General features: G+C 50.5%; 33 protein-coding genes and 1 riboswitch. Of the genes, 10 read left to right on the top strand and 23 right to left on the bottom strand.

The features are described 5' to 3' along the window. Positions 1–608: 608 nt before the first annotated feature. The 6 genes from NTE_RS10980 to NTE_RS10955 form a co-directional block, all read right to left on the bottom strand. Positions 609–1499 (bottom strand): DDE-type integrase/transposase/recombinase, encoded by an 891-nt coding sequence (locus tag NTE_RS10980; protein ID WP_226987275.1) that lies wholly within the window; start codon positions 1497–1499, stop codon positions 609–611. Positions 1500–2011: 512 nt separating this feature from the next. Further along, positions 2012–2335, bottom strand: a complete 324-nt coding sequence (locus NTE_RS10975) for a hypothetical protein (protein ID WP_148701058.1) — start codon at positions 2333–2335, stop codon at positions 2012–2014. 98 nt (positions 2336–2433) lie between these two features. Then, positions 2434–2643, bottom strand: coding sequence for a cupredoxin domain-containing protein (locus tag NTE_RS17365; protein ID WP_264357908.1), 210 nt, complete (start codon positions 2641–2643; stop codon positions 2434–2436). Positions 2644–2672: 29 nt separating this feature from the next. Further along, positions 2673–2864 (bottom strand): hypothetical protein, encoded by a 192-nt coding sequence (locus NTE_RS10965; RefSeq protein ID WP_148701056.1) that lies wholly within the window; start codon positions 2862–2864, stop codon positions 2673–2675. 201 nt (positions 2865–3065) lie between these two features. Continuing rightward, positions 3066–3383 carry a winged helix-turn-helix domain-containing protein gene (locus tag NTE_RS10960; protein WP_226986966.1) on the bottom strand — a complete coding sequence of 106 codons (318 nt, stop codon included), beginning with the start codon at positions 3381–3383 and terminating at the stop codon, positions 3066–3068. A gap of 473 nt (positions 3384–3856) precedes the next feature. Next, positions 3857–4024: a 50S ribosomal protein L40e gene (locus NTE_RS10955; RefSeq protein ID WP_148701054.1), complete on the bottom strand. Its 168-nt coding sequence runs from the start codon at positions 4022–4024 to the stop codon at positions 3857–3859. 136 nt (positions 4025–4160) lie between these two features. On the opposite strand from NTE_RS10955, the gene NTE_RS10950 reads away from it, so the two are divergent. Beyond that, positions 4161–5594 carry a sialidase family protein gene (locus NTE_RS10950; RefSeq protein ID WP_226986965.1) on the top strand — a complete coding sequence of 478 codons (1434 nt, stop codon included), beginning with the start codon at positions 4161–4163 and terminating at the stop codon, positions 5592–5594. Between the two features lie 88 nt (positions 5595–5682). On the opposite strand, the gene NTE_RS10945 is transcribed toward NTE_RS10950, so the two are convergent. The 4 genes from NTE_RS10945 to NTE_RS10930 are packed head-to-tail and all read right to left on the bottom strand — an operon-like array spanning position 5683 to position 7618. Further along, positions 5683–6000: a cupin domain-containing protein gene (locus NTE_RS10945; RefSeq protein WP_148701052.1), complete on the bottom strand. Its 318-nt coding sequence runs from the start codon at positions 5998–6000 to the stop codon at positions 5683–5685. Further along, complete coding sequence (locus tag NTE_RS10940; protein ID WP_148701051.1) at positions 5997–6539, bottom strand: hypothetical protein; 543 nt, start codon at positions 6537–6539, stop codon at positions 5997–5999. Before NTE_RS10940 ends, NTE_RS10945 begins: the two co-directional genes overlap by 4 nt. A gap of 59 nt (positions 6540–6598) precedes the next feature. After that, on the bottom strand, positions 6599–6793 hold the full coding sequence (locus NTE_RS10935; RefSeq protein WP_148701050.1) for a hypothetical protein: 195 nt from the start codon (positions 6791–6793) through the stop codon (positions 6599–6601). 51 nt (positions 6794–6844) lie between these two features. Continuing rightward, positions 6845–7618 (bottom strand): hypothetical protein, encoded by a 774-nt coding sequence (locus tag NTE_RS10930; protein WP_148701049.1) that lies wholly within the window; start codon positions 7616–7618, stop codon positions 6845–6847. An 81-nt stretch (positions 7619–7699) separates the two neighbouring features. Between NTE_RS10930 and NTE_RS10925 the strand changes: the two genes are divergently transcribed. Next, complete coding sequence (locus NTE_RS10925) at positions 7700–9013, top strand: hypothetical protein (RefSeq protein ID WP_148701048.1); 1314 nt, start codon at positions 7700–7702, stop codon at positions 9011–9013. On the opposite strand, the gene NTE_RS10920 is transcribed toward NTE_RS10925, so the two are convergent. The 7 genes from NTE_RS10920 to NTE_RS10895 all read right to left on the bottom strand — a co-directional run bounded on the left by NTE_RS10920 (position 9010) and on the right by NTE_RS10895 (position 12962). Beyond that, positions 9010–9720, bottom strand: coding sequence for a DsbA family protein (locus NTE_RS10920; RefSeq protein ID WP_148701047.1), 711 nt, complete (start codon positions 9718–9720; stop codon positions 9010–9012). The genes NTE_RS10925 and NTE_RS10920 overlap by 4 nt on opposite strands. Positions 9721–9731: 11 nt before the next feature. Beyond that, positions 9732–9899 carry a hypothetical protein gene (locus NTE_RS16660; protein ID WP_158385458.1) on the bottom strand — a complete coding sequence of 56 codons (168 nt, stop codon included), beginning with the start codon at positions 9897–9899 and terminating at the stop codon, positions 9732–9734. 32 nt (positions 9900–9931) lie between these two features. Further along, a complete protein-coding gene (locus NTE_RS10915; RefSeq protein ID WP_148701046.1) occupies positions 9932–10531 on the bottom strand; it encodes a hypothetical protein in 600 nt (199 codons plus the stop codon). Positions 10532–10533: 2 nt separating this feature from the next. Next, positions 10534–11124 (bottom strand): hypothetical protein, encoded by a 591-nt coding sequence (locus NTE_RS10910; protein WP_148701045.1) that lies wholly within the window; start codon positions 11122–11124, stop codon positions 10534–10536. A 138-nt stretch (positions 11125–11262) separates the two neighbouring features. Then, positions 11263–12126 (bottom strand): cation diffusion facilitator family transporter, encoded by an 864-nt coding sequence (locus NTE_RS10905; protein WP_158385456.1) that lies wholly within the window; start codon positions 12124–12126, stop codon positions 11263–11265. 55 nt (positions 12127–12181) lie between these two features. Next, positions 12182–12496 (bottom strand): DUF190 domain-containing protein, encoded by a 315-nt coding sequence (locus NTE_RS10900; protein ID WP_148701043.1) that lies wholly within the window; start codon positions 12494–12496, stop codon positions 12182–12184. 28 nt (positions 12497–12524) lie between these two features. Continuing rightward, a complete protein-coding gene (locus NTE_RS10895) occupies positions 12525–12962 on the bottom strand; it encodes a fluoride efflux transporter FluC (protein ID WP_264357907.1) in 438 nt (145 codons plus the stop codon). Next, a riboswitch (Fluoride riboswitch) is annotated at positions 12949–13031 on the bottom strand. It overlaps the preceding gene by 14 nt. Before the next feature lie 119 nt (positions 13032–13150). Here NTE_RS10895 and NTE_RS16655 point away from each other — a divergent pair. From NTE_RS16655 to NTE_RS10880, 4 genes are read left to right on the top strand one after another with little or no spacing between them, the layout of a single operon-like run. Further along, positions 13151–13312 carry a hypothetical protein gene (locus NTE_RS16655; protein WP_158385454.1) on the top strand — a complete coding sequence of 54 codons (162 nt, stop codon included), beginning with the start codon at positions 13151–13153 and terminating at the stop codon, positions 13310–13312. Then, entirely contained in the window at positions 13309–13908 is a 600-nt protein-coding gene (locus NTE_RS10890) for a sulfite exporter TauE/SafE family protein (protein WP_226987274.1), read from the top strand. The genes NTE_RS16655 and NTE_RS10890 overlap by 4 nt, the downstream gene beginning before the upstream one ends. Positions 13909–13945: 37 nt before the next feature. Further along, positions 13946–14308, top strand: a complete 363-nt coding sequence (locus NTE_RS10885) for a hypothetical protein (RefSeq protein WP_193354071.1) — start codon at positions 13946–13948, stop codon at positions 14306–14308. A gap of 50 nt (positions 14309–14358) precedes the next feature. After that, positions 14359–15597 carry a cation:proton antiporter gene (locus NTE_RS10880; RefSeq protein WP_148701040.1) on the top strand — a complete coding sequence of 413 codons (1239 nt, stop codon included), beginning with the start codon at positions 14359–14361 and terminating at the stop codon, positions 15595–15597. A 12-nt stretch (positions 15598–15609) separates the two neighbouring features. On the opposite strand, the gene NTE_RS10875 is transcribed toward NTE_RS10880, so the two are convergent. Together NTE_RS10875 and NTE_RS17360 are read right to left on the bottom strand one after the other, a co-directional pair. After that, the gene (locus NTE_RS10875) at positions 15610–16149 is read right to left on the bottom strand and encodes a hypothetical protein (protein WP_148701039.1); all 540 of its coding nucleotides are present in this window, start codon (positions 16147–16149) and stop codon (positions 15610–15612) included. Between the two features lie 4 nt (positions 16150–16153). Next, positions 16154–16276, bottom strand: a complete 123-nt coding sequence (locus NTE_RS17360) for a hypothetical protein (protein WP_264357906.1) — start codon at positions 16274–16276, stop codon at positions 16154–16156. Between the two features lie 211 nt (positions 16277–16487). On the opposite strand from NTE_RS17360, the gene NTE_RS10870 reads away from it, so the two are divergent. Next, positions 16488–17057, top strand: coding sequence for a hypothetical protein (locus NTE_RS10870; RefSeq protein WP_148701038.1), 570 nt, complete (start codon positions 16488–16490; stop codon positions 17055–17057). A 12-nt stretch (positions 17058–17069) separates the two neighbouring features. Here the strand turns inward: NTE_RS10870 and NTE_RS10865 are convergent, their stop codons facing one another. Beyond that, entirely contained in the window at positions 17070–17555 is a 486-nt protein-coding gene (locus NTE_RS10865) for a DUF4396 domain-containing protein (RefSeq protein WP_148701037.1), read from the bottom strand. A 155-nt stretch (positions 17556–17710) separates the two neighbouring features. Here NTE_RS10865 and NTE_RS10860 point away from each other — a divergent pair, with 155 nt between their 5' ends. Next, a complete protein-coding gene (locus tag NTE_RS10860; protein ID WP_158385452.1) occupies positions 17711–18397 on the top strand; it encodes a phosphatase PAP2 family protein in 687 nt (228 codons plus the stop codon). A gap of 77 nt (positions 18398–18474) precedes the next feature. Here NTE_RS10860 and NTE_RS10855 read toward each other — a convergent pair whose 3' ends face one another. Continuing rightward, positions 18475–19479, bottom strand: a complete 1005-nt coding sequence (locus NTE_RS10855) for an MEDS domain-containing protein (RefSeq protein ID WP_148701035.1) — start codon at positions 19477–19479, stop codon at positions 18475–18477. A 1155-nt stretch (positions 19480–20634) separates the two neighbouring features. Between NTE_RS10855 and NTE_RS10850 the strand changes: the two genes are divergently transcribed. Next, positions 20635–21150, top strand: coding sequence for a PadR family transcriptional regulator (locus NTE_RS10850; protein ID WP_148701034.1), 516 nt, complete (start codon positions 20635–20637; stop codon positions 21148–21150). A 67-nt stretch (positions 21151–21217) separates the two neighbouring features. Continuing rightward, a complete protein-coding gene (locus tag NTE_RS10845) occupies positions 21218–21490 on the top strand; it encodes an Sso10a family chromatin protein (protein WP_075054325.1) in 273 nt (90 codons plus the stop codon). Here the strand turns inward: NTE_RS10845 and NTE_RS10840 are convergent. Beyond that, on the bottom strand, positions 21487–21777 hold the full coding sequence (locus NTE_RS10840) for a hypothetical protein (RefSeq protein WP_148701033.1): 291 nt from the start codon (positions 21775–21777) through the stop codon (positions 21487–21489). The genes NTE_RS10845 and NTE_RS10840 overlap by 4 nt on opposite strands. Positions 21778–21781: 4 nt before the next feature. After that, positions 21782–22417 (bottom strand): pyridoxamine 5'-phosphate oxidase family protein, encoded by a 636-nt coding sequence (locus tag NTE_RS10835; protein ID WP_148701032.1) that lies wholly within the window; start codon positions 22415–22417, stop codon positions 21782–21784. Positions 22418–22779 lie beyond the last annotated feature (362 nt).

Below are 22779 nucleotides of genomic sequence, written 5' to 3'. Positions count from 1 at the left end.
TATTTTCAAAACTATATCGCCTGACTAGTTGGTACATAGAAGTTTCTCATTACAAATGTGTCTGTCAGATATGCATCGTCACTTCGCCAATCATAGTAACATTTGGCATAACACTGCATTGGAAAACTGTGGTTGGTTTATCCTTTAAGTATATGGTTTCATTTTACTTAATTTCTGAGAATTACTGAGAACAGAAAATACCTACCCCGTCCACAATATACAAAGTTTTACTGAAGCTCGCAGCGGTTTAATAGGGGTTAGCAATAGGGCATCTCTGGTATTCAGTATTGCCATGACAGTATTTGTTGAACGCGGATCACTATAATAGGAGTTACGCACTTGCAATGTATTTCGTACACAGCTTACGCTACCAACATTCAACAGACGAATCCTGTATGCTCGGAGCCTGAAGTCACGGGGACGTGGTGTGTAGCCTTGGTATTTCAGGGCATTCACAACACCACGTCGGTTGTCCTTTATCCCATCAACACGACATGAGCAAGGTTGTCAAAGAATCTGGGCAGACAAGTAAAGGCTCGGTGACCAGTTTTATTTAACTGCGTAACTCCTAGAAATATTTTGTTTTTTTCAGAAATGATTTCGCCCCTCTACCACGGTCCGTCCCTCCACAGCAGCTCTGGGTCTACCAACACGTCCCTTGGAGCCATCCTCGCATAATATGCCTTTAGCGGTGTCTCCATCTCATCGAGGTTCAGTGCGCCATGCGGCCTGACGTTGTTGTACCATTCCATGAATTCCTCTATGGAGTTGAAGAACTTCAGCTTCCTCTCGAATATGTCAAAGAACTTTTCCAGCTTGCCGTTTGACTGCGGGTGCCGGACCCTGGCCCGTATGTGTCTTATCTTGTTGTTCTTCATCAGGTAGTGCTCAAAGGACGCCGGTTTGTCGCTGTCAAGTGGTTCGACGTTTGTTGTAAAAGGAGAGCCGTTGTCAGATATTACGGAAGCCGGCCTGCCGTACTTTTTGATGGCAGCATCAAGCACGTCTACAGAATGCTGTGAAGACACGTTGTCAAACACGCCGTACCCTGTAACAAACCGCGACGCGTCGTCTTCATAGACGATAAGCTGCTTTCCCTTCCACCTCGGGTCCTTGATCTCATGCCAGTCTGTGTGCCACAAGGAGTTGGAGTGTTCCCGCTCGTACCTTATCCACTTCCTCCTCTGCTTCTTTCTGGCCTCTTCAGAAGACATGCCCTCGCTGACCATTATCCTGTGGATACGGTTATGGTTTATCCTGACGTTATAGGTTTTGTAGATGTATTTTGAAAGGTACCATGCGTTGGCCCTGTACTGCGAGTATGCCTCTCTTACAAGGCGTACCTCGTCTTCTGTTATGGGTTTTGTGGGCCTTCCGGCTCTACCAAGTACGGGTAACTCGCCATTCTTCCTGTACCTGGAGTAGAGCTGCTGCACACGCCTGACAGACACCTTCTGTACCGACGCAATTTCCGCATTCTTTGCTCCCTGTTCTTTCATCTTCACTATCCAAGCTATCCTTTCGCTGTCTATAGCTTGACAATGGGAATGTCGTGCCCGACCTGATCCAATAGTAGCCTGCTAGTGCTCTCTTGACTAGAGGGTGAAATAATTTCTGGAAAAGATAGAATTTTTATGTGTGTTTAGGTCCTCCCTTCCATATTCCAATTACCACAAATAATCCACGTTCTAACGTCAAGATATTTATAAATCTCAATTAGATTTTCAAAAATCCTGTATTTTTCAATTTGGACGTAAACACATACGAATTTTTAATAATAGGATCCTGCTTTCTGAGTGTGAAGTAGAGTGGTAAACTATAACCATCCACTTGATTTCGCTTATGCGCCAAAAGACCGCCGAGAAAATGGCGCATAATTTTCTGTATACGGTTTTTCTCTGATTTGCATACGACCTTGCTCGGTTTCGATACGGCCGACCGCGTAGCGCCGGCGGGCTAAATTTTGATTCTGTAACTTTGTCAATCAACCTATACGGTATTACAAGTGCTTTTAATATGAAAAATATTGCACTTGTATGCCAATCTTGATTACTGCGCTAATTTGGCGCGAGTTTTCTTTGCCCAAGAACCGTCGCAATTGTTTTTCGATATCGTGAAGCGAATAGTAGTGGTGGGCATCAAAGACCAGGCCGTTTGCTTGAAGCAACTTGGTAATTATTATGCCGAATTGTTCGCCCCATAGATCAAGGTCGTCAAGAGCTTTTCTAAGAACGTCGCCGCGAACGGGCTGTGATAAAACCTTGACCCTGCTCAAGTGCTTGCGCAAATATTTCACAGATTCTGAATTCTTATGCTTTTCGTATGCGTTTTTCATAGGTTTGCTCTATCCCGTTCAAAGTCCAACAGGGAAATTTGCTAGTTGACAATATTTTCAAAGAATTGAGGAGGGGTTAGTTGGCCGCCAAACGCCAGTCAGCGTTGGGGCAAGACCATTATTGTACCGTGGAACCAAGGTCTGGGCTCTGCATGATAATCAAATTTGCCCGGCGTGCTAAAGGTAAACGTAAGGGTCCCATTTGGCATCAAGAAATTCTTGCCATGCGTTACGTTGTAAAAGCTAGAGTCTAGTACATCGTTTGACCTTATTGCGACTGCCGCGGTGTCTTTGTTGACCCACCGCACCGTGTTATTGTCGCCGATTACAACCGTAATTAACGATGGTTCAAAATTATTGTGCTCTGCGCGTTGGTCTGACGAGCCTCCGGTATTGTTACTTCGACAGTCTTGTTGTTTTTGGCGTATTTGTTTTGAAAAGAGGGGTTAGCATCAAGAACAGAAAATGCGACAATTAATGCAACGCCAGCTACGAGGCCTGCCACGATTGCGGCTGTAGTACTAACCATATTCAGTAGTTAGGCAAACGACGTATTCAAGTTTTGTCAATGATGCAAAATAAATCTTTGAGCGGCAAACAGTTACACTTCAAGCTCTGACACCAGTACGCAAAACACGTTTGGAAAAATATGCTCAACTTGCCAAAAGGCGTCTGCTATATTATCATAAAAATGAACAAGTGAACAGCAAGGTTTTCTAGAGATTGATTACTAGGCGCTTGCTTGGATCTTGGTAGTAGTAGTTGCAAAGATTGAATCTAAAAGTTCGATTGCATTGGCCAAACCCTGCAGCACATCGCGTCCCTTCTGCGTTGTAATCAAATATTGTCTGTACCCTTGATCATTAACACCTTGGCGCATGTTTTGTTCTAGCAGCCCTTTAGTAACAAAAACAGCCAGGTAGTAGTTGGCCTGTTCGTAACTTAGGTTTGCCCGGTACATTATCTGCGTCTTTTTCTGCGGTGTGAGGCACAACTTTAGAATGTCGTAAGCAATTTCGACTCGGCTTCGGTTAGCGGAGCGCTTCAATGGAGTATATACCTCTCTTTTGTATAAAAAGCCCCTAACAAAAGAGCAATCATACATTTCTATTAGAGTCATACTAATAATCAAGAGTCGCGGTCTTTATTGTTAAACTGCCCCGCCCATGCATGACACAGCCATAATATGCCACCGGGCGGGGAGTGGGGTACATGTTGTTGACTACTTGCTCAGGCACGATTGAGGCCATGCCTGATGGTAGATACGCAATGAGGCGATAATAATGACTTTGTGGCCATAACCAGAGACTCACATGCAAATTACCGCCAACTGCGTTGTTCTCGACTGAGCAAATTTGCAGAGAGGGGAGATTATTTTGACATGCCTGTGCATTCTGCACGCATACGTATGCGGCTAGAAACAGCACATCAATTCTTTTCTCGTGATTTTTCAGTATGGTGTCTGCAAGTCCTCAAAACGTAAATGTGAAAAGAGGGGGAGGTATTCTGTTTGTGCCCTTTTTACTTCTTGGCACCCAGCGTCCTGTTCTTCAGGCGCATCTGGTCGTTGTGGCACTTTCTGCACCTTGTCGCAGATATCGGGTTTTTGCCACCGCAGTGGAAGCATATCTTGAAGTATAGCCTGCGCTGCTGAGCAATCTGTTTCTTTGTAGCGTCGGCAATCGGCATGTTCTTGTTCTCCTTTCATTCGGAGAAGGGCTGATTTATACCTATTCCGGGTCCTGCTTTGGCTCTGGTTTACCCGGCTTCTTTGCGCCTGCTATCAACTCCATCATAATATATTAGAAAATGCTATTCAAGCCATATGAGACGTGCTGCATTGCTAGCGACGACAATAATAGTAGCAGCAGCAATAGTTGCCGCTGCGGGCCTAACGCTCGTCTTTTCTTCTGGTTCCTTTGCTTTATCGAACAAAAATGCCAATCTGCCATCATTATCTTATGATGGCAGCGAGCCACAGACTGGTAGTAGTGACCACGGCGGTAGTAATAACAATCGGCAGCCGGCTGTTGTTACAAGCAACAACACAAGTAGCGTGAAATTTAGGGACGCAATCAACCTTACCAACAATCCCAACGATTCGGTTTATGGTCAAGTAGCATCCGTCAATGACAGCGTCTATGTAGTATGGCAAGAATCGATCCAGGATCTTGCCGCCGGCAGCAACTATGATGTATTTTTCAAGTCAAGCCAAGACAACGGGGAGACTTTTAACAACAAGACATTAAACCTGAGCAGAAACGCAGGATTTTCAGAACATCCTCAGCTTGCCGCGTCTGGCAGCAACGTATTTGCCGTTTGGACCGATAATACCTTTGGGAAAAAACAAGTATTCTTTGCAAAAAGCAGTGATGCCGGAAAAACTTTTGACGAACCCCGGGTGTTAAGCAACTCTGGAAATGTTTCATCCTATAATCAGGAAATGGCAGTCTTTGGCAGCAATGTCTACCTAGTATGGCAAGAGCAGGCTCCTGATGATGGCGGCAACGTCATAATATTCAGAGCAAGCAGCGACAATGGAAACACGTTTGCAGACCCTGTCACCGTTGCACGGGACAGCAGCAATAGTAGCGGCATCGATTCAAGAGCATTTCCAAAGGTCGCGGCGTACGGAGATAACGTGTATGTTGCGTGGAGCGCTATGGAAAGCGAGAACAATCCGCGACGAGGACTCTACTTTGCAAGGAGCGCAGACAGCGGGAGTGCCTTTTCTTCAGCTGCCAAGTTGAGCAGTGGGAATGAGGTAGTGGGCGAAGCCCAGATCGCGGCGTACGGAGATAATGATGTCTACATAATATGGGGAGGTCTCGATGCCATGGCTGCAAAGAACCTCTTTTACGTCCAAAGCAGCGACGGTGGAGGCACCTTTGCCGGCCCTTCAAGCGTCAAGTCTCTGAAGAGCCCTTCCAATGTCGAGCTTGCGGTAATGAATGGGAGGCTAGGATCAGGCGATAATGATAACAACACTGGCAACGGCACAAGCGAGACCGCGGCTTATTCTCTGCATGTGGCTGCCCAAGTCCCGCTGTCGCCTGACAACGAAGAGATCATGTTTGTTTCAAATCTTGGCGGGAATCGCACATCTGCGCAACAACAACCTTTCAATCTGAGCAAAAACTCTGGGATTTCAGAATGTCCCTCAATATCAATATCTGGAAATGATGTCTTTGTAGTGTGGGAAGACCTGACGGTAGGAAACCATGAAATATTTCTTGCCAAGGGCAAAGTTGCCTCTTGATATATATGCGCAGTTTCATTCCTGTCGTTTTTTTCTGAACCACTGAAAACGTATGCGCGCACACGCCGAATAGAGTCTTTTGCTGTTATTATTCTGCAAACATGTACAGCACCACTAGCGTGTTCCTGTTGCCGTAAAAGTGGTGCGGCATGCCTGCCGGCACGAACAGCACCGAGCCTTTTTTCACCGCCTTGCTCTCCTTGCCCATGCTGATAAACCCGCTTCCCTCAACTACGAAATACAATTCGTCCGCGTCGTGAGGAGTCTGGGTGTCTTCCTCGTTAGGGTACAGCCGGAGCACGCCTGCCTCAAGGTGCCTTATTTTTATGAAATCAACCCAGTAGCTGTCCTTGTCTATTTTTGTCAAGAGGTCGTCAAGATCAAATGCCTGCCCCTTTTCCTTCATTTCCTTGCGCCCCTTTCTATCATGGACCTGACAAGCTGCATCAATTGACTATGCGTTTCTTCGTCGCGCTTTCGCATATAGTAGTACAGTTCTTCTGTCGCGGCGTGGTAGTCTATTCCGAGGTTCTGGGCGATCTGGAGTGAGATATGGGTCATGACCAGCTTGCGCATGGCCAGTTCTGCGCCGAAATTTGCAGCATCGCCCAAAAGCTCGTCCAGCGAGTTCTTAAACTGCGAGTCTATGTAGCGGTCCTTTGCCTCCCTTGTCTTTATCGCAAACGCAACTCCTGCCATCCTCTGCTTCATGTGTATGTTCTCCACCATTTCGATAAACCGGTCGTTTAACGCCGGCCTGTCAGTCAGGACCTGCGACAAAAGATCTGCCGCATCGGTTTCGCTCAGGCCCATCTTGTCTACAAGCGTGAAAAGGACGTGGCACGCGGCGCAGCCGTTGCCCTTTACCCTTGCGGGACTGGCGCCCACGGCGTCAACTTCCTGCGATATCAACTGCTCTGCCGCACTCTGGCTTTTTGGATCCAATGCCAGAAGGTTGGCGCCCGCCAGTTAAAACATTGGCGCCGAATCTCAACGTACGTGTACTAGCCTGCTGACTGCACTTGCACGTTTACCTGTTCTCCAAGCGTGATTGACGTGCCGTTGTTATTGTTTGAGCCTATGTCTGCCCTGACTGCGCGCTCGTGCTGCTGCGGCTGGACGTCAAATACGGACGCATAGCCAAGCAGGAGGCCAAGAGCCGCAAAGGCCAGCACGAATATGACGATGCTGGAAATCATTCTTGGGATGGGGTGGTGCGTGACCCTTTAAAAATTTTGCATCTTTGTCTTTTAGAAAAAGTAGCCGGTGTGGCGGGCCTTGCCCACCAAAAGTCCGCTTTTCTCGTCTCTCACAAACGTCGTGTTCTTTTTGGGCACGAGCCCGTCCGGCCTGACAAGGTGGGCAGTGCCGTAAATGTAGGCAAGCACGTATTCGTAGCGCCATATCAGGTAGCGGTCCCTGTCCTCCATCAGGCTCTTTGCCTGCGCCATCGGCTCCTTGTGGTCGCCTACCAGCTTGATGTTGTCGTACCATATGGGGTATTTTGACCAAATGTCATCATCGTCGCCTTCTTCCTGCCGCGGGCGGTTTCTCGTGAACAAAAAGCCGGGCCTGTACGCAAGCGTGATGGCAAGGGCCACCATGCCAAGGCCGAGGATAAAGTGCATGGTCGAGGCAACCTGCGCAGACACCTGCGCAGAGCTCCTTGAAAAGTCCTGGCTCCTGACCATAAAGTCTGGAAACGTCGGGTCTGCCGGCGGATAGTACGGCAGTATGATAGCGTTGTGCATGAGCACGACTCCAAGCATACATATCACTGCCGGCACCACGCCCTTCCACACCACGCTTGCAAAGATGAACGACACGAGCACTATTGCAAAGACGTTGACAAGGCTTCCAAGCGCCGGCGCAAACACCGGGACTGTCGAGCCAAATATGTGAAGCAGAAACAGAAGCGCAATGCTGACGCAGTTTACTATTAAAAGAGTCTGCTCATGGCGCGCAAACCATGTCTTGGCGCCAGCAAGTACAGAATGCTTTGGAGCGGCATGCCCCTCGGCCATGAGAAAGTTACCTTCAACTGCGCATTAAGCCTTTCCCCGGATCCGCAACAGTTTTTTGCTCATTGTGCGCCAAAGATTCTTGTGCCTTTTGGATTATTCAAAAAGAAGGAGGCTGAAAAAAGCGAGCCGGCCCAGATTGCGCCGGACACGCCGCAGGCAGGCACTATGCTCTCGATACAGGACGTGCAGTCGCTACTTGACAGCATCGAGTCTGCCCGCGTGCAGTCGCTTTCTGCCCGGCTTGCGCCTGCAAGGGAATCTGCCATGCGCTCACTTGCGTCGCTTGCATCCATAGCCGATGGGATGGAAAAAGAAAAGCTGAAACTTGAGGAGCTTGAAAAGAGGTTTGGCTCCAACATAGAAAACACCAAAAAGATGGTGGTGTCCGCGCTAAGACGCGAGGCATCTTCGGAACTGCCGCAGGTGCAGACCCTTGGAGACGCAAAAAAGTTCAAGGAAAGAATGGAATCGATGATACACCGCTTTGGCGAAGTCACAGGCTCGCACAGCAAGATGCTCAACTACTTTCTCAAAAAACACGCTTCTGGTATGAAGGGCGAGCTTGGAGACCTGGAAGACCTGCTAAAGGATGTCAAGGCGGCCATATCCGCGTTTGAGCAAGAGCGCGCGCCGGTTACAAGGTGCTCAAACATGCTCAACACCATCCTGCAAAAGACCTCGTCAGCAAGGGCGGAGGAGCAGGCTGCGCAGGCCACGCAGGAGCGCATCTCCGCGCTTGAATCTGACCTTGCAAAACTAAAGGAAGAGCTTGCGACGCTTGAAGGCTCGGCCGAGTTTGCACAGGCCAAAGCCACCGCGGAAAAACTCGCGCAGGCAGAGAAAAGGCAGGAGCAGTTCAACGCGCAGGTCGCAGAGATGTTCTCACACGTTTCAAAGGCACTGTCAAAATACTCGTACGGCGTCTCAAAGGAGACGGAGAGGCGCCTGCGGGTGCTGTCTGAAGAGCCGTGGACGGCACTTGGAGGCGAGCAACAGCAGGGCGACACGTCATCGTATTCAGCGCTGCTTGCAGAGGTCTACAAGTCAGTTGCTTCCGGCCAGATGCAGCTAAAAGACTCTGACAAGGCGCTCCAGTACCTGGCGTCCATTCAATCGTCGCTTCCGCAGCTGCAAAAGGAGTCGGCCTCTATCTCTGCCGAGATTGCGGCACTGCATCAGGAGAGAATTCACGGGGTAGTCTTGCATGGAAGAAGAGTCGAGGCCATGATGGCAGAGCACGAGGACGGGCTCATACGGGAGCGGCAGCGCCTTGACCAGCTGAGGAAGCAGGCGGCAGAAACGAACGCCGGGGTTGACGCGCTCTTGAAGGAAGTCTCTGAAACCCTGTTCTCGCTCACAGGCAAAAGATATGTGGTCAGCCGCCAGCAGGGTTAAGATGACTCGTCGATAACCTGCTGGAACACTTGGTAGGGCTGCGCGCCCACCACCAGTTTGGGCTCGCCGGCCGCCGGAATTATTACAAAGCTTGGAGTGGCGCCCAGTCCGACGCTCTTGGCCATGTTGTAGTTGTCCTTGACTGCGCTTGCGTACTTGCCAGAGTCAAGGCACGACTTGAACTGGTCAACATTGGAAACGCCTACCTTCTGGGCAAAGTCGGCCATGTTCTCCTTGGTTATCCATCCTGCCCTTTCGCCTCCCCAGTTGTTGTACATGAAATCGTGGAACTCCCAGAACTTGCCCTGGTCAGCTGCGCAGTACGACGCCTGCGCGCCGAGGGACGAGCCGCCTCCGAGGTGGTCGTTTATCGGAAAGTCCTTGAACACGAACCTTGCCTTGCCGGTTTCCACATAGTCGGCCATGAGCTTGTCCTTGGTGTCCTCGTGGAACCTGTGGCAGAACGTGCACAGATAATCGCCAAACTCTACCACCGTCACTGGCGCGCTTGCGTTCCCAAGCACGGGAGCGGCCGCGATTGTAGGCGACTGCATTTTCTGAAACACCATCCTGGCAAATTCCTCATCGGTCTGCTGCTGTGGCTTTTGCGCAAAAGTGTTTGAAAAGGCCACGCCGGCGCCGGCTGCAACTATGATGCCTGCAGCAATGACTGCAATGAGGATGTTCTTGTTACTCTTTTTGCCCATGTGCGGTTATATCATCTCCAGAATATCGAGAATATCCCAAGACCGATTATGCAGAGGCCGCCAAACGAGATCTGCGGGATGCTAAGAGCAAGGCCCAGGATGCCAACTCCGATCCCAGATACAATCATGACTGCTTCGCCCACCCTTCTCTGGTTCTTTAGGATGCGCCTCTGGACCATGTGCGGAGAAAGACTTGGTTGGCTTTATAAAACTACCTGCCGATTATCGCCTCTGCAAAAGCCCTCGTGAGCATCAGCGTGACAAGCCCAAAGAGCATGTTAAACGCAAGCGCGGTGTAGATGATCCTGTCCATCATTGCAAGCATGTCTGACACTGCAATGCTAAACAGGGTTCCGATGGGCACGCGCTGGCTGATGACTGACTGGCCGTCAAGCGACTGCAAAAGCGGCATCATGGTCCCGTACGTGACCGGAAGAAACAGCGCGGCCCAGACCAGCACGCCTGCCGCAAGGCCGTACGCTGGCGCAAACCTGCCAAGCGATATGTACGCTTTTTTTGAAACTGCAAACGGCGCCGAGATTACAAGACCTAATGCCGTGCCGGCAAGCATGTGCAAAAGCAGGCCCTGCACTATTGCAAGTGTATTATAGTCCTGCGCCTGCGACATTGCAGAAACAAGCATTAGGTAAAAAGTGCCTACCGGCAGTCCTGCAACTCTTTCTGCAAGCAGTATGAGTGCCGAGATTGCAAGCGAGCCTATGAGGCCAGATGCGGCTCCCGCGCCGGCCACCGCAAGGCCGCGGTTTTTCTGCAGCGAGACAACTGTATTCTTGTCCTGAGCAGCCACCATTGCTACTGCATCATCCCCTTCTCTGGATGCGTCATGCGAAATGCCCTGATGCGCAAAAACGCACTTGCCGTATAGCCAAATATTGCGCCCCATACGAGGTGGAACGCAATTGCGCTGAGCGCAATGCCCCACACAAACTGGCTAGCATTGCCAAGCACCGCGCTCTGCAGCGGCATGCTCTCTGCAAGCAAAAAGCTTATCCTGGCAATCGAGGGCTGGACCAAAAGCGCAGTCACTGGAAGGAACAGCACAAGCCACACACCGACTCCTGCACCTATCCCAGCAGCAACTGCCCGGTACGGGTTCAGGAACTTAATCATGAAAAACCGGCACATGAGAAGTCCTATGACTGCGCCAAGCAGCGCTCCTGTCAGCAGGTGCAGGCCAAAGCCCAGGTACGCGGCAGGGCCAAAACCGCCTGCGCCAAGGCTTGTACCCATCACCGCATAAAATGTGCCTATTGGGAGGCCTAGTTCAAGTTCCGATGCAGCTATCGCAGTCGAGATGGACCACGTTGCTATCAACCCTGCAATGGCGCCGTACTTTGCCCCATTTTCCATTGCCCCTTTTGCGGACGATGACTGTGGCAACATGCCCTATATACGTGACTTTAATATTTCTGCTTTTTCTCAAAGTTCATTATAATAATTATATTATTTTTAAACGATACGGCTTTATGTTTAAAATAGAGAATAGCTTAATATAATTTCTAGAAAATGTTGGTCTATGTCCTAGACCGGCTTTGGAATTACCACCGTGTCTTCTGTCTCAAACTCTGACATTACAGACGCACGTATCTTGGACATCAACTCGTTTGCCTTGTCCAGGCTCATGTTTTTGTCAAGCTCTACGTGCACCTGCGCATAGAACTCCTGCCCCGCCGGCCGGAGCAGTATCTTTTCCACCCTTACGCTGAACTTTTTTTCGATATGGGCTATCATCTCGGCCTGCATCTCGGGGTTCTTGACAGCGTCGACAAGCACCAGCGCCGACTCTTTTAGCGCGGTAAACGCCATGTAAAAGATGTACCCTGCAATCATGATGCTGCCTATTGCGTCCATGTAGGGGATGCCAAAAAATGCCGCAATGACGCTTGCAAGACCCACGAACGAGGCGGTGCCGTCCTTTATCGAGTTCTTGGCGTCGAGGTTGAGCGATATGAGGTCGTACTTTTTGGCGACGCTTCTCACCTTGAACGCCCTATGAAGCGACACCGCGCCGGCGCCTGCAAGGGCGGCCATCGTGACGGGGTAGTTGCCGACCGGCTCGGGGTGGAGAAAATGCTGGTAGGCGTTGTATACTATAGAACCGCCAAGGAACAGGATGATGACTGCGGCAACGAACGCGGCAAAACTCTCTATCTTGGTGTAGCCAAAGGGAAAGAGCCTGCTCTTTGGCCTGTGGATCATCCTTATGCCAAACCACACTACAAAGGAGACGAGCGCGTCTGCAAGGGAGTCAAGGCCGTCTGCAAAGAGCGTGAGGCTGTTGGTGAAGAAGGAGAGCAGGACCTCGGCGACGCCTATTGCTATCAGCGTCCATATGGAAACCCATGCGGCCTTTCTTGCCTCGTCGAAAACTGCAGACTTGTCCAAAAAGTGGTTGTCGTTAATGCCTAAAGTAGCCTATTATACTTAGCGTGCGTGCGGGTCATAACACGTCGACATCGTGAAGGGTGACAAGTCCGTTGTCGCCTACCATCCTCTTTATCTCTGCAAGCAGTGGTTCTATCCTTTGCCTTTCGTCCACGACTTCAATGAGGAGGGGCATGTTGACCGTGATACCTTCTATCTGCACCTTTGACCTGCCCCGCTTGCCAAATCCGTCGACGCCAGCCCAGACCGTGGAGCCGGAAATTCCAGACTCTACGAAAAAGTCCAAAAGGACCCTTTCCAGCCGCTTGCCCTCAAATTCGTCGTTCTTCTTTATCCTTATCGCAAGCGCAACCATTTTTCTTGCAACCATTGTGTGTGTTATTTTTCCCTCCAAAGCCTCACCTAAAGAGTACGCTTGCAATGGACCTGCCACCGATTATCGCGCCTATGGACAGTCCGACGTTGGCAGCTATGTTGAGGGCGACCAGGCCAAGCTGCCTGTTTTCAAGCAGGTTGTTTGTCTCTAGCGCAAACGACGACATCGTGGTAAGGGAGCCACAAAAACCAATTGCCACCAAAAGCGAGTAGCGAGAATCAAGATTCCATGCAGCTGCAAGTATCGAAAAGACGCCCAGAATGAAACTGCCTGTGATGTTGATCACTAGCACGTTTACCGGGAGCGCGTCGAGCATAACCGGCGACTCGGCCATCCTGTAGCGTAGAAACGCGCCGGCGACCGCGCCTGCAGCAAGCAGCACAAACTCTATTCCTTTCATTTTCTTTCTCTCTGTCTCCTTTTGCCCACCATTTTTTCTGCTGTATTTTCTGGTAGGCATTATCAGCACCTCTGGAAAAGGGCGGTTTAGGCCTGCTGCGCCAAGGCTAATGCCATAGCCTGAAGGCATAGAAAGATAGATGCTGGAAATAAAGCTAACTGTACGGAAAATATCCTGCGAGAATCTCTGCAAGCCTAAACGATCTCTGTTGCAAACATTAATCAGCCAAGCAGCGCGTCTGTGGTCGCGTGGCTGCTGACCCCCTTACGCTTGCCGCCCTTGCAGCCCTTGGGCTTGCCATAGGGTTTGTAGGCGGGCTTGTAGGGCTCGTACTGGGCGTTGTGCGCTTTCCGCTCATCTTTGGAGCGGAGGCTTTTGCAAGCGTGGCCGCCGGAACCAATACGGGATAAGCACGCTTGGCGCCCTTGCGGCTGCGATCCGGCACATGAGGCAGAACAACCTGCATCGGCGCGTGTTTGCCGTGATGGCGGTGACGGGAGCGGCAGGCGCATTTGCCGGATCGCTCTTTACGCGCATTGTGCCGGCACAAGGGCTATTGTTGCTTGTCGGTGCAATAGTGTCATACGAGGCGTTTTCGCTCATCAAGAGCCTGCGGCACAAGGGCGCGGAAAATCTGCGCCCAAACCTTGCACCCGAGTCCGCAATAGGCCTTGGCGTGGGCTTTCTTGGAGGGCTTGTGGGCCTTGTGCTTGGAAGCATCAGGCTTCCTGCAGTGATTAATGTGCTAAAGATGGAACCGCGGGTTGCAGTTGGCACAAACCTCGCCGCGTCTTCCGCAATGGGAGCGGCAGGCCTTATTGGACACGCCATAAATGGTGAGGTAGACTATGAAGTGCTTGCTGTCATGGGCGCGACTGCCATGGCGGGCGCCTTTGTCGGCGCAAAATACACCGGCAGGTTTGACGAGCGGACGCTCAAGCTTTTGATAGGGCTCATCTTGGTTGCAGTTGCCGCGGTGATGTTCTGGCGCGCCCTGTACAGCTAGGGTTATTATATACATGCACACGCTGATCGAATGCAGCTTGGAAATCTCTATCGAGCCTTGGAAAAAGCTGGTGGTGCACGAGGTGATAGAGTACGGCTTTGAGGACCTTGTGCGCATCGTGCTGTCGCAGTCGCGCGCTGCAGGCGGCGGGATCGCGTCGATGAACTGGTGCAACGGCCTCGTGTTCCAGCACGCGGTGTTTCCCGATACTGAAAGCGTGGTCCAAGAAAAACTAAAGGGGACAATCCACTATTCGTCTGTCGTGCTTGCAAAGAAGGACAAGTTTGAGCGGCAGATAGTGAAGGAAAACGGCACGCTCAACCTCGTAGACGTAAGCGCAAACCCGATCTTTTTCCAGCTGACCGAGACGCTAAAGTCGGCGCAGGGCAAAAGAACCTAGTTAGTCTTTTATGGCCCGCTCGTTATTTTAACGCGCGGTTATTATCTCGCTTGGCAGTCGAAGCAGCATTTTTGCACGTCATGATCTCGCTTGGCATACTGCTCTTTGCGGCCAAGATATTTGCCGAGCTGTTTGCACGAATCAAGTTGCCGGTGGTGCTTGGCGAGCTGGTCGCCGGCATCATCGTCGGGCCGTTTGCGCTTGGCGGGCTTGTCATGTTCCAGGACAAGCCGATTGTAAATCTTGACGAGACTGTCAGGACAATCGGCGAAATGTCTGCAGTCGTTATACTGTTTATCGCAGGTCTGGAGATAACGCCCAGGGAATTTTTGAGGGGAGGCGCGTCTGCTTTTACCGTGGGCGCAATCGGCGTCGCAGTGCCCTTTTTCCTTGGGTATTTCGTGTTTCTGCAGTTTGGCCTTGCCGCGCTAGAGTCGATGCTCATTGCCACCGCACTTACTGCTACCAGCATTGCAATCTCTGTTCAGGTGCTGACGGAGCTTGGCCGGATCCGGGCAAAGGAGGCCAGGCTGATAATCGGCGCGGCCATAGTCGACGACATACTTGCAATAGCCGTGCTTTCAGTGGTGACTACGATGGTGCAGACCGGCAACGTCACGCCTGCGATAACCGACATCGTGTTTCTGATACTAAAGATCCTCGGCATATTTGCCGCGCTGCTGGTGGGCGCGATTTTCCTGATACCGCGGCTTTTGCACGTCGAAAGACTGTGGAAGTCCAGGGGGAGCATCGAGGGAATCGCCACTGCCGCGTTCTTTGCGGCCGCCGGCATCGCCGCGTTCGTTGGCCTGTCGCCAATTGTGGGAGCCTTTGCAGTGGGGATGGCGATAGCAAGCACGCGAGTAATCCACAGGATTGAAGAGTATGTCGACAAGCTGCAGATCATATTTGCGCCGCTCTTTTTTGCAATAATCGGCGCGCAGGTTGATCTCAGGGGCGTCAACGCAGACGTGCTGCTTATTGCAGGCGCCCTGATAGCCGTGGCGATAGGGTCAAAGATGGTCGGATGCGGCCTGCCTGCCCTGCTGTTTCTTAAGGACCGCAACAAGTCGATGAAGGTGGGAATAGGCATGATATCCCGGGGCGAAGTCGGGCTCATCGTGGCTGGAGTCGGCGTGTCTTCTGGCGCACTCACCGGCAATATTTACACCGCCATAATCATAATGGTCGCCGCAACTACGATAATCACGCCGATATGGCTAAAGTCGGCGTACCGCAAGGATCCGCCAGAACCTGCAGCGCCGGAGCAGCAAAAAACAGAGGAGTAGAAGAAAAAAAATCTAATCTTCTGCCGTTGCTTCCTCCGACGGGATCGGAGCGTCCCTGTCAACCCTGTATTGAAAGACGTCTTTGTAGTCAAGGCCGACGATGACGTTCCTTCCTGTCGCGATTATCTTGGACTTGGGTATGTCAAAGCGCCAGTCGCGGTGGCCCCAGACTATTATCATTTCGTCTGTTTCTTTCATGACGTGGCCGACGTGCTCTTCGTCCTGCGACCTCACTCCCTTGTTAAAGAGCGGCTTGGGATACTTTTTCTCGTACGTCGCAAGGTCGACATCGCCGGGAGCCTCTTCGTGGACCTTCATGCCTGAAGGCAGTGGAGCGTCCCTGCTGACCTTGTACCTTTTCACTATCTCTGAAAAGGGCAGGTCGACAAGCACGTTGGCTGCCGCAAACCTGATCGCCTGCTTGGGAATGTCGTACCTGTCGCCGCCTTCGCCGAAAACGACTATTGCGTTTTCTGACTCTCGAACCACGTGGCCTACGTGCGGCAAGTCGAGCGCCTTGACGCCTTTGTTAAAGTACCTGCCCGACGACATTTTTCTACGCTTCCACCTCTAACGGCTTGCTGCTGTTCTTGCTATTCGCTATCATCTTGTCTGCCGCTTGCAAAGCGGCCAGTGTCGGCGCGAATCCCAACACCACCCAGAGTATTTGTTCAAACATGTCTTGACAATACTGCTATCGTGTACAGTTACCATAAACAATGCTCAAACCGTGTTTGGATGCGTTAACTTGTACCTGAAATTGACTGCAACGCTTGCAAAAAATCATGCCTGCGTCTGCCTTGTAACAAGCGCTTATGATTAATAAAATGCAATTTTTTTCTATGAAAGTCTTGCTGAAGGCGTAAAAGTGATCGACCGTTACCCTGTGCGTGCCCCCGGCCTATTCAATCATATTTGCAGCAGTGATGATGGGTTTCCTCGGCTATACCCGCATCACGGCGGCTGTACGTGGGTCAAAGGTGCACAAGGCCAGGCTGTACGGGCTCTCTATCTTTTACGTGGTGTTTGCTTCCTACCTGACATTCAATTCGTTTGCTTTTGGCATCCCGCTAGTTTACATCGTGCCTTATGTCCTTGTTTTTGTAGGCGCGGAATACCTCTCAAACCGGTACTCTGGCAAGACCCTGTCGTTCTGGAAGACTGCCAACGGGGCTGTTTACGCAAAGGGCGGGCTTGCAATATACCTAGTATACGTAGCTGCGACCGGCGCGCGAATAGTCATATCGCTGTTCTTCGTCGGATCTTTGACTGCACTATTCGTTTACAGTCCCAACACAGTCCTGCATGACGTCAATCCGGCAGCAGTCGGCCTTGCCCTGATAGTTTCTGAATTTCTGCTGGTACTTGGCGCTGGCCTGCTTGTAGGGCTGAACAGGCAGATAAACCTCCATTACAACCTGATAACGCAGGACAAAGAAACGGTTCCGATTTTGTGGTAAACAAGAAAAAAGTCAGTGATGATGCGCTTGCATCATCGATCCACCTTCTTTTTGTTCGCGCTTCATGGCCCAGTACATGGCAGGGTAGGACACTGCAAATCCTGCTGGCAGTATTATCCCCATTCCAATCCAGAACATGGCATCGGCAAGTGAGGCCATCATAAAGCCCGGTATTGCAAAAGCAAGCAGGTTCTCTGTTAATTCCATCGCCGAAATGCTTGCAGTGTCGCCAATGACCGTGACTTTTGCAGCCTGCCTCCACGGCATCGTCCTGAGCATGGGTATCATGGTAAACGCGTACCCGACTGCAAACGCAAGGGCGACAGCCAAGACAAGCGTGGAAGTCACGTCCCAGCCAAGCGCAAAGCCTACTGCAGCTCCAATGCCTTCGCCTATGTTGCATCCTATCAGGCACCTGAGCGCGTGCTTGGCAGTTGCCCATCTCAGGCTGCCGCCGCCATGATGAGGGTGCGCATCTTTGTCGTTGTGTTCTTGCATCGAGGCTAATAGCGAATTATGAGTATATAGCAACGGCAGTTTACAATTGTAAAATCGCCGGAAAGTGCGAACCCTGAACAAAAATGCTGCCGAGGTACGGCAATGGAGCTAACTGTTATAACCCAACTCGATCTTTATCAAACATACACATCTTCTTGAACAACAACGACAAAAAATACCTTGCAGTTTCCATGATGCTAATCGCGTCATTCCTAGTCTTGGCAGCTCTGGTTTCGCCGAGGGTAAATCCTGACAGCAGCAATTCCGGAATAGCCAAGGACGATGCGGATGCATTTCTTGCGGTCAACGACTCTCACTTTTCCACTCCTTTTGACCAGTTCATGATTCTCCTGACAGAGTACGGGAGGGAGGCAGTATGGATCGTTGCAGGCGCCCTGATCTTTTTCTTTGGAGGGCGGGCTGGCAGAAAAACTGCCGTCGTGATGACCATGGCATTGCTGGTTCTTATCCCGATTGGTACGATAGCCAAGGAAATTGTCGCGAGGCCAAGGCCCATAGTTCCGCAATCGGACTTTCTCCTTGCGGCAGATCCTGATTTCTCGTTCCCGTCGGGCCATGCGTTGATAGTATCGGCAGGTGCCGCTACTGTGCTGGTACTCTATAGGGGTTCTGGCAGGAAAATGCTAGTGTCACTAGGATTGGCGGCAGAGGCGGCCCTTGTGTGCTTGTCTAGGGTGTACGTCGGCGGGCACTATCCTCTGGACGTGCTTGGCGGGATCCTCCTAGGAGTCGGAGTCGCCTTTATCTTTGTAGGCATAGCCGGAAGAATAGAAGTCGCAATGCGGCCGGTAGCAAACGTCTTGAGAAGAAACAAAAGATAAAGGCGATTCGTTTCAAAGAGGCACGAACAGACTACTTGGATCTTGACGCACGTGTAAAGAGTCCAGAGTGACATCACTCATTTATCGACAGGACTTGGAATTAAAATCCTCCTGAGTCGCTCCATTATCAATGCGCCGCCCTCTCCTCCAAATATTCTTCTCATCGCAAGCTCAATGTCTGCAATCGTGTGTGTTGCATGGTCGTCATCAAGCGGCATCCCATAAATCTCCATGTCTTGCAGTATCGTCTCAATTGCAGCTCTGCCCAGAGATGGTTCAAGCTTGAATAGCGCGGCGCGTACAGTCCTGCTTGAAAAAGAGATGGAATTAGAGTGCACCAGATTCAAGGCAATGGCGCTAAAGTCTCTTCTCACGCAGATGACCGCGTCATGACAAAGGAGCAGCTCCCGCATCCATTCCTTATCTAGACTTTCGATCAAGTCGTCAACAGCATACGGGCATATCCAAGTTCCAACAAAATTCTCAAAGCCCTTCTTGCCTAGTCGCTCTAATTGGAGTTGCAAGGCTAAACCTTCCGGTTTTCTCAAGTCTCGTTCTGAGGCGGCAATCCCAAAGCCTCCAAAAGGAGGCTTTTTGCCTCCAAACATTTTTCCTACCAGTTCAAGGTACGTCGCATTAACAGATTTAGGATGATTGCAATCCTGCGTTTTGAGAGATCCTGAATCTGGAATTGTCATTATTGCAAGTTGGCCTGTCTTTTCCAGCCTGTCAATATCAATTCCGCTGTCTGTCATTTCGGCCCGCATCATGTTACTTTCGGAATCATGACCTTCTTCCGTACTGTTGTCGCCGTGTGCCAGACACATGCAAGTTTCCCCTTTCTGCAATCGGCTTTTTAGGTATCGCATCTCGATTTGTCTGGCCGACTCTATCTCTTCATACACAAGCAAGATGTGCCTGCACGAAAAAGAAGTGTCAAAACCAACAACATTATCTATAAAGTGATTAACCTGGTTGAACCTTAGCCGCGCGTTTTCTGCGTCCAAGTGTTCGGCGACAATTTTTTTGATGCTCTGGATTGGCTTTGACTTTGGTGAAACAGTGATAGGATAATTTCTCATGTTGGCGATCAATAGACAAATGTATCATTTTTATAAGATTTTAGATGTCTTTTTATGTTCTGCATTCATTGGCTATGGATTCTGGAATTATTTTTTTTGCCAGTAAACCTTCCAAAAGTCTTTGTTATTCGACCTAAAGCTTGTACTGAAGAATGAATGAATGTAGTTTTCATCTAGGTCATAGGCGGCCAAACACCTGCCGAGGCTGCGAACATTGGCCTGAACCTAAACGAGCAGAACCGCATCAAAGACCTGATAGTAAAGTCGGCAATCAATGGTGAAAAAGAGAGAAACTTCGAGGGCTTTGTAATCAACCAACTAGGCAAGAGGTTTGAAAAACTATCAATTATCAGCGAGAAAGACTGCATCAAGTTCAAGCAAAAGATGTGGATCGAAAAGCCAGAGTGGAGAGAGATAAATGACATCCTTAGAATCAACGGATTTGCATGGCTATCGAGTGGAAAGGATAGCTGCTGGATAAAGATGATACAAAGTTAATAGCAATCTTGTTACTTTATTCTATTTGATAGCCGATGGAACAACGGGGATTGGCTAGTCTTGCCATGAACCCTGCGTAAGCGGGGAAAAGGAAGCTGCGTGAGCAGAAGCCTTGGGCGTGCCATGAATGTAAAAAACGCATCTCCGCGCCCTGCCGTTCAGGGAGCTATTTACGTAAGGAGATGGGCTTTGCGGTGACGCTTGGCCGACGTTCTGGCTAAATGGCAGGGTGGAACTGCCATGAAACGTTGTCGGCTATCGGTTTGAGCGCCAAGTTAATTTACTGCTTTTTACATTAGGTGGTCGAGAGGGTAGGGCTTTCTAGAGGCCCGCGCTTGTATGCTAATAACATCAGGCGTGAGAATGTCCAAGCCAAGCGTCATAATGACGCATGGAGCAAGAGTCGGTTCTTGCATCATCGCCGTATATGATGCAGCAACCCCGTAAACGGCTGGAAGGCCAGTCGGGCTATATCTCCCCTCTCAGTCATTCTATCATTAGCCTACGTGTGAGAATCCAAAATGCGTCATCTCCCTAATTCAACAGTCCATGACCCCAATTCAACGCGGGAGGGAAATCACCCGCATATTCAACAGTGTAATCACTAGCGATATCTTGATATATCACTGGCGATATTACTAGTGATATAGAGAAGATATGATAAGCGAATGGCTCGCACGTGTTGGAAGCTCTATACCTAGGGGATTTTCCCGCCACTACATCTTGACCCTTTTGAAAGAAAAACCGATGACTGGAAAGGAGATAATCGACAAGGCAATAGCGCAGACAGAAGGGCGCTGGAAGCCGTCGCCCGGCCTCATCTACCCGCTGCTTGGAAGGCTCCTTGATGACGGGCTGGTATCTGAAAACGAAGGTGGCAGGTATTCGATAACGACAAAAGGCCTTGCCATCATCAACGACCTTGAAACGCTAAACGGCATTGTGCACAAGCAGCTGGATGCAATGCTCCGCGTAGGGACCATAGGCGCGGCAGTCGCAACCGACCTTGTGGACCGCGTCATCACGATAGGCAGCGCGATAGGCTCGCACGCAGACACCCTTTCAAAGGAGGAGCGCACCAAATACCGCCAGTTCCTGCTTTCAGAGCTGGAAAAGCTTGACAAACATGAATCGCGCAGCTCCGACCGCGTACAAAAGATAGATGTGGAATAGCAATACAGGACTATTTTCTAGGGTTCGACTAGAGCAAACATTTAACTGATGATTGCAAAAAACTGGCGTGAAGTATCGTAGCAGGATGGACATAGCTGCCGCAATACTGGAAATAGCACAGGGCGGCGCAATAAAGACCAGGATAATGTACAAGGCCTTCCTGTCGTTCCCGCAGCTGAAGGAGTATCTTGAGCTTTTGCAGGACGGTGGGCTGCTTGACTATGTGGCCGAGGAAAAAGAGTACTACACAACGGAAAAGGGCAGACAGTTTCTAAAGATGTACAAAGACGTCGGGCAGATGATATTTCCCGGCGCCAGGAAGAAAAAGATCCCCGCCTAGAGCCACGGCCAGTACGGCATCCCTCGGATGGCGCACTGCTTGCGCACGACGGCCTTGGCTTTTTCCACCGCCTCAAGGTCTGTTGACCCTGACTTTAGGTACTGCAGCATAACCTCCTCAAACAATTTCTTTGCGCGCTCCTCCGTGAATTCCTTGTATTTTTTTCCTTCTCCTCCTTCTTCGATAATGTGCTCTTCTTTGCCTACGCCCTTCATTTCCAGGTACTCTTGCCTGCAAGCTTCGCACGAGTCGTCAAAAAAGTCAGTGTGCACGCTGCAGCGGGGCATGGACCTACATCTCCAGCTCGCTTGCTGCCTCTGGCGCGCCGTTCTTAGTCTCGATGCCCATTATCGCCAGTATGGGTTTTGCGTTCTCGAGCCCTTCGCGCTCGATTATGTTCTGCGCCATCTTTAGCCGGTAGGGCCGGGACCAGTGCTGTCCTATCTTGTACTTGCCGCGCATCTCGTCGGGGATTATCTTGATTATGGCAACCTCGTGCACGACGGGCATCTCTGCGGCGAGAGGCTCGTACCTGCCTTCCTTCTGGTATTTTTCCATCAGTGCGTTGAGCGCCCTTGCTTTTTCGTTGCCGTCGCTGACAAGCACCGCCCTGCCCTTTATCACCACTGAAATGTAGAGCGTGTCAGCCTGCGACGCGTCAGTCGGGTGGAAGTAGTATGACGGCAAAAAGCACACGTGCTGGTCTACCTCAAAGCCGACCTTGGGGTCGCGCAGCATGTTCTCCAGCTTTTCGCCCATCGGGTGCGAGTGCATGTACACCGCGCCTTCCGACCACACAAAGTTCATCGGGATCACCTGCGGGTAGCCGTTCTTGTCTATGGAAGCCACCCTTCCCACCGGCTGGCTGTTTAGGAAATCGATAATCTTGTCCCTTGACTTTATCTCGAACTTTTTGACCAGCTGCATATATGCTTCTGCTGTACACATGCTATGACGCAGGCGCTGTTAAAAGTTATGCGTACTGATAACAAGATGCCCCCGCCGCAGGATGATAACAAGCAGCGAGGGCGCCAACAGGGGACATTTGACGTTCAGGTGCGTTAGAGCACACGTGTGTATGCGCACCTGACAGAATGTTATAGAACAATTTAGCTATGATAGCTTTCTAACTGGTTTTGTTCATACAATCGAGTTATTTTTGCAGGACAGCATGCAAGCTGGCACACGTTCTGTCATGTTATAGGTTTGTGGTAAAAACATGTGTGTATGCCTCTACTCTGCATTTAGCTTGAGTAGAGGCGGTCTAGCTATACTTGCTCAGACACGTT

This window comes from Candidatus Nitrososphaera evergladensis SR1, assembly GCF_000730285.1.
Taxonomy (GTDB): domain Archaea; phylum Thermoproteota; class Nitrososphaeria; order Nitrososphaerales; family Nitrososphaeraceae; genus Nitrososphaera; species Nitrososphaera evergladensis.
The sequence above is the reverse complement of the archived record's forward strand: the minus strand, read 5'-3'. Positions and strand labels throughout refer to the sequence as shown.

Coding starts and splice junctions, on each gene's coding strand:
- NTE_RS10865 (WP_148701037.1), bottom strand. CDS start 17,555: ATGCAAGAACACAACGACAAAGATGCGCACCCTCATCATGGCGGCGGC.
- NTE_RS10975 (WP_148701058.1), bottom strand. CDS start 2,335: ATGAAAAACGCATACGAAAAGCATAAGAATTCAGAATCTGTGAAATAT.
- NTE_RS10920 (WP_148701047.1), bottom strand. CDS start 9,720: ATGGGCAAAAAGAGTAACAAGAACATCCTCATTGCAGTCATTGCTGCA.
- NTE_RS10910 (WP_148701045.1), bottom strand. CDS start 11,124: ATGTTGCCACAGTCATCGTCCGCAAAAGGGGCAATGGAAAATGGGGCA.
- NTE_RS10915 (WP_148701046.1), bottom strand. CDS start 10,531: ATGGTGGCTGCTCAGGACAAGAATACAGTTGTCTCGCTGCAGAAAAAC.
- NTE_RS10835 (WP_148701032.1), bottom strand. CDS start 22,417: ATGCAGCTGGTCAAAAAGTTCGAGATAAAGTCAAGGGACAAGATTATC.
- NTE_RS10955 (WP_148701054.1), bottom strand. CDS start 4,024: ATGCCGATTGCCGACGCTACAAAGAAACAGATTGCTCAGCAGCGCAGG.
- NTE_RS17360 (WP_264357906.1), bottom strand. CDS start 16,276: ATGTTTGAACAAATACTCTGGGTGGTGTTGGGATTCGCGCCGACACTG.
- NTE_RS10980 (WP_226987275.1), bottom strand. CDS start 1,499: ATGAAAGAACAGGGAGCAAAGAATGCGGAAATTGCGTCGGTACAGAAG.
- NTE_RS10900 (WP_148701043.1), bottom strand. CDS start 12,496: ATGGTTGCAAGAAAAATGGTTGCGCTTGCGATAAGGATAAAGAAGAAC.
- NTE_RS10965 (WP_148701056.1), bottom strand. CDS start 2,864: ATGGTTAGTACTACAGCCGCAATCGTGGCAGGCCTCGTAGCTGGCGTT.
- NTE_RS10875 (WP_148701039.1), bottom strand. CDS start 16,149: ATGTCGTCGGGCAGGTACTTTAACAAAGGCGTCAAGGCGCTCGACTTG.
- NTE_RS10930 (WP_148701049.1), bottom strand. CDS start 7,618: ATGGCCGAGGGGCATGCCGCTCCAAAGCATTCTGTACTTGCTGGCGCC.
- NTE_RS10950 (WP_226986965.1), top strand. CDS start 4,161: ATGAGACGTGCTGCATTGCTAGCGACGACAATAATAGTAGCAGCAGCA.
- NTE_RS16660 (WP_158385458.1), bottom strand. CDS start 9,899: ATGGTCCAGAGGCGCATCCTAAAGAACCAGAGAAGGGTGGGCGAAGCA.
- NTE_RS10850 (WP_148701034.1), top strand. CDS start 20,635: ATGATAAGCGAATGGCTCGCACGTGTTGGAAGCTCTATACCTAGGGGA.
- NTE_RS10895 (WP_264357907.1), bottom strand. CDS start 12,962: ATGCCTACCAGAAAATACAGCAGAAAAAATGGTGGGCAAAAGGAGACA.
- NTE_RS10840 (WP_148701033.1), bottom strand. CDS start 21,777: ATGCCCCGCTGCAGCGTGCACACTGACTTTTTTGACGACTCGTGCGAA.
- NTE_RS10935 (WP_148701050.1), bottom strand. CDS start 6,793: ATGATTTCCAGCATCGTCATATTCGTGCTGGCCTTTGCGGCTCTTGGC.
- NTE_RS10855 (WP_148701035.1), bottom strand. CDS start 19,479: ATGAGAAATTATCCTATCACTGTTTCACCAAAGTCAAAGCCAATCCAG.
- NTE_RS10945 (WP_148701052.1), bottom strand. CDS start 6,000: ATGAAGGAAAAGGGGCAGGCATTTGATCTTGACGACCTCTTGACAAAA.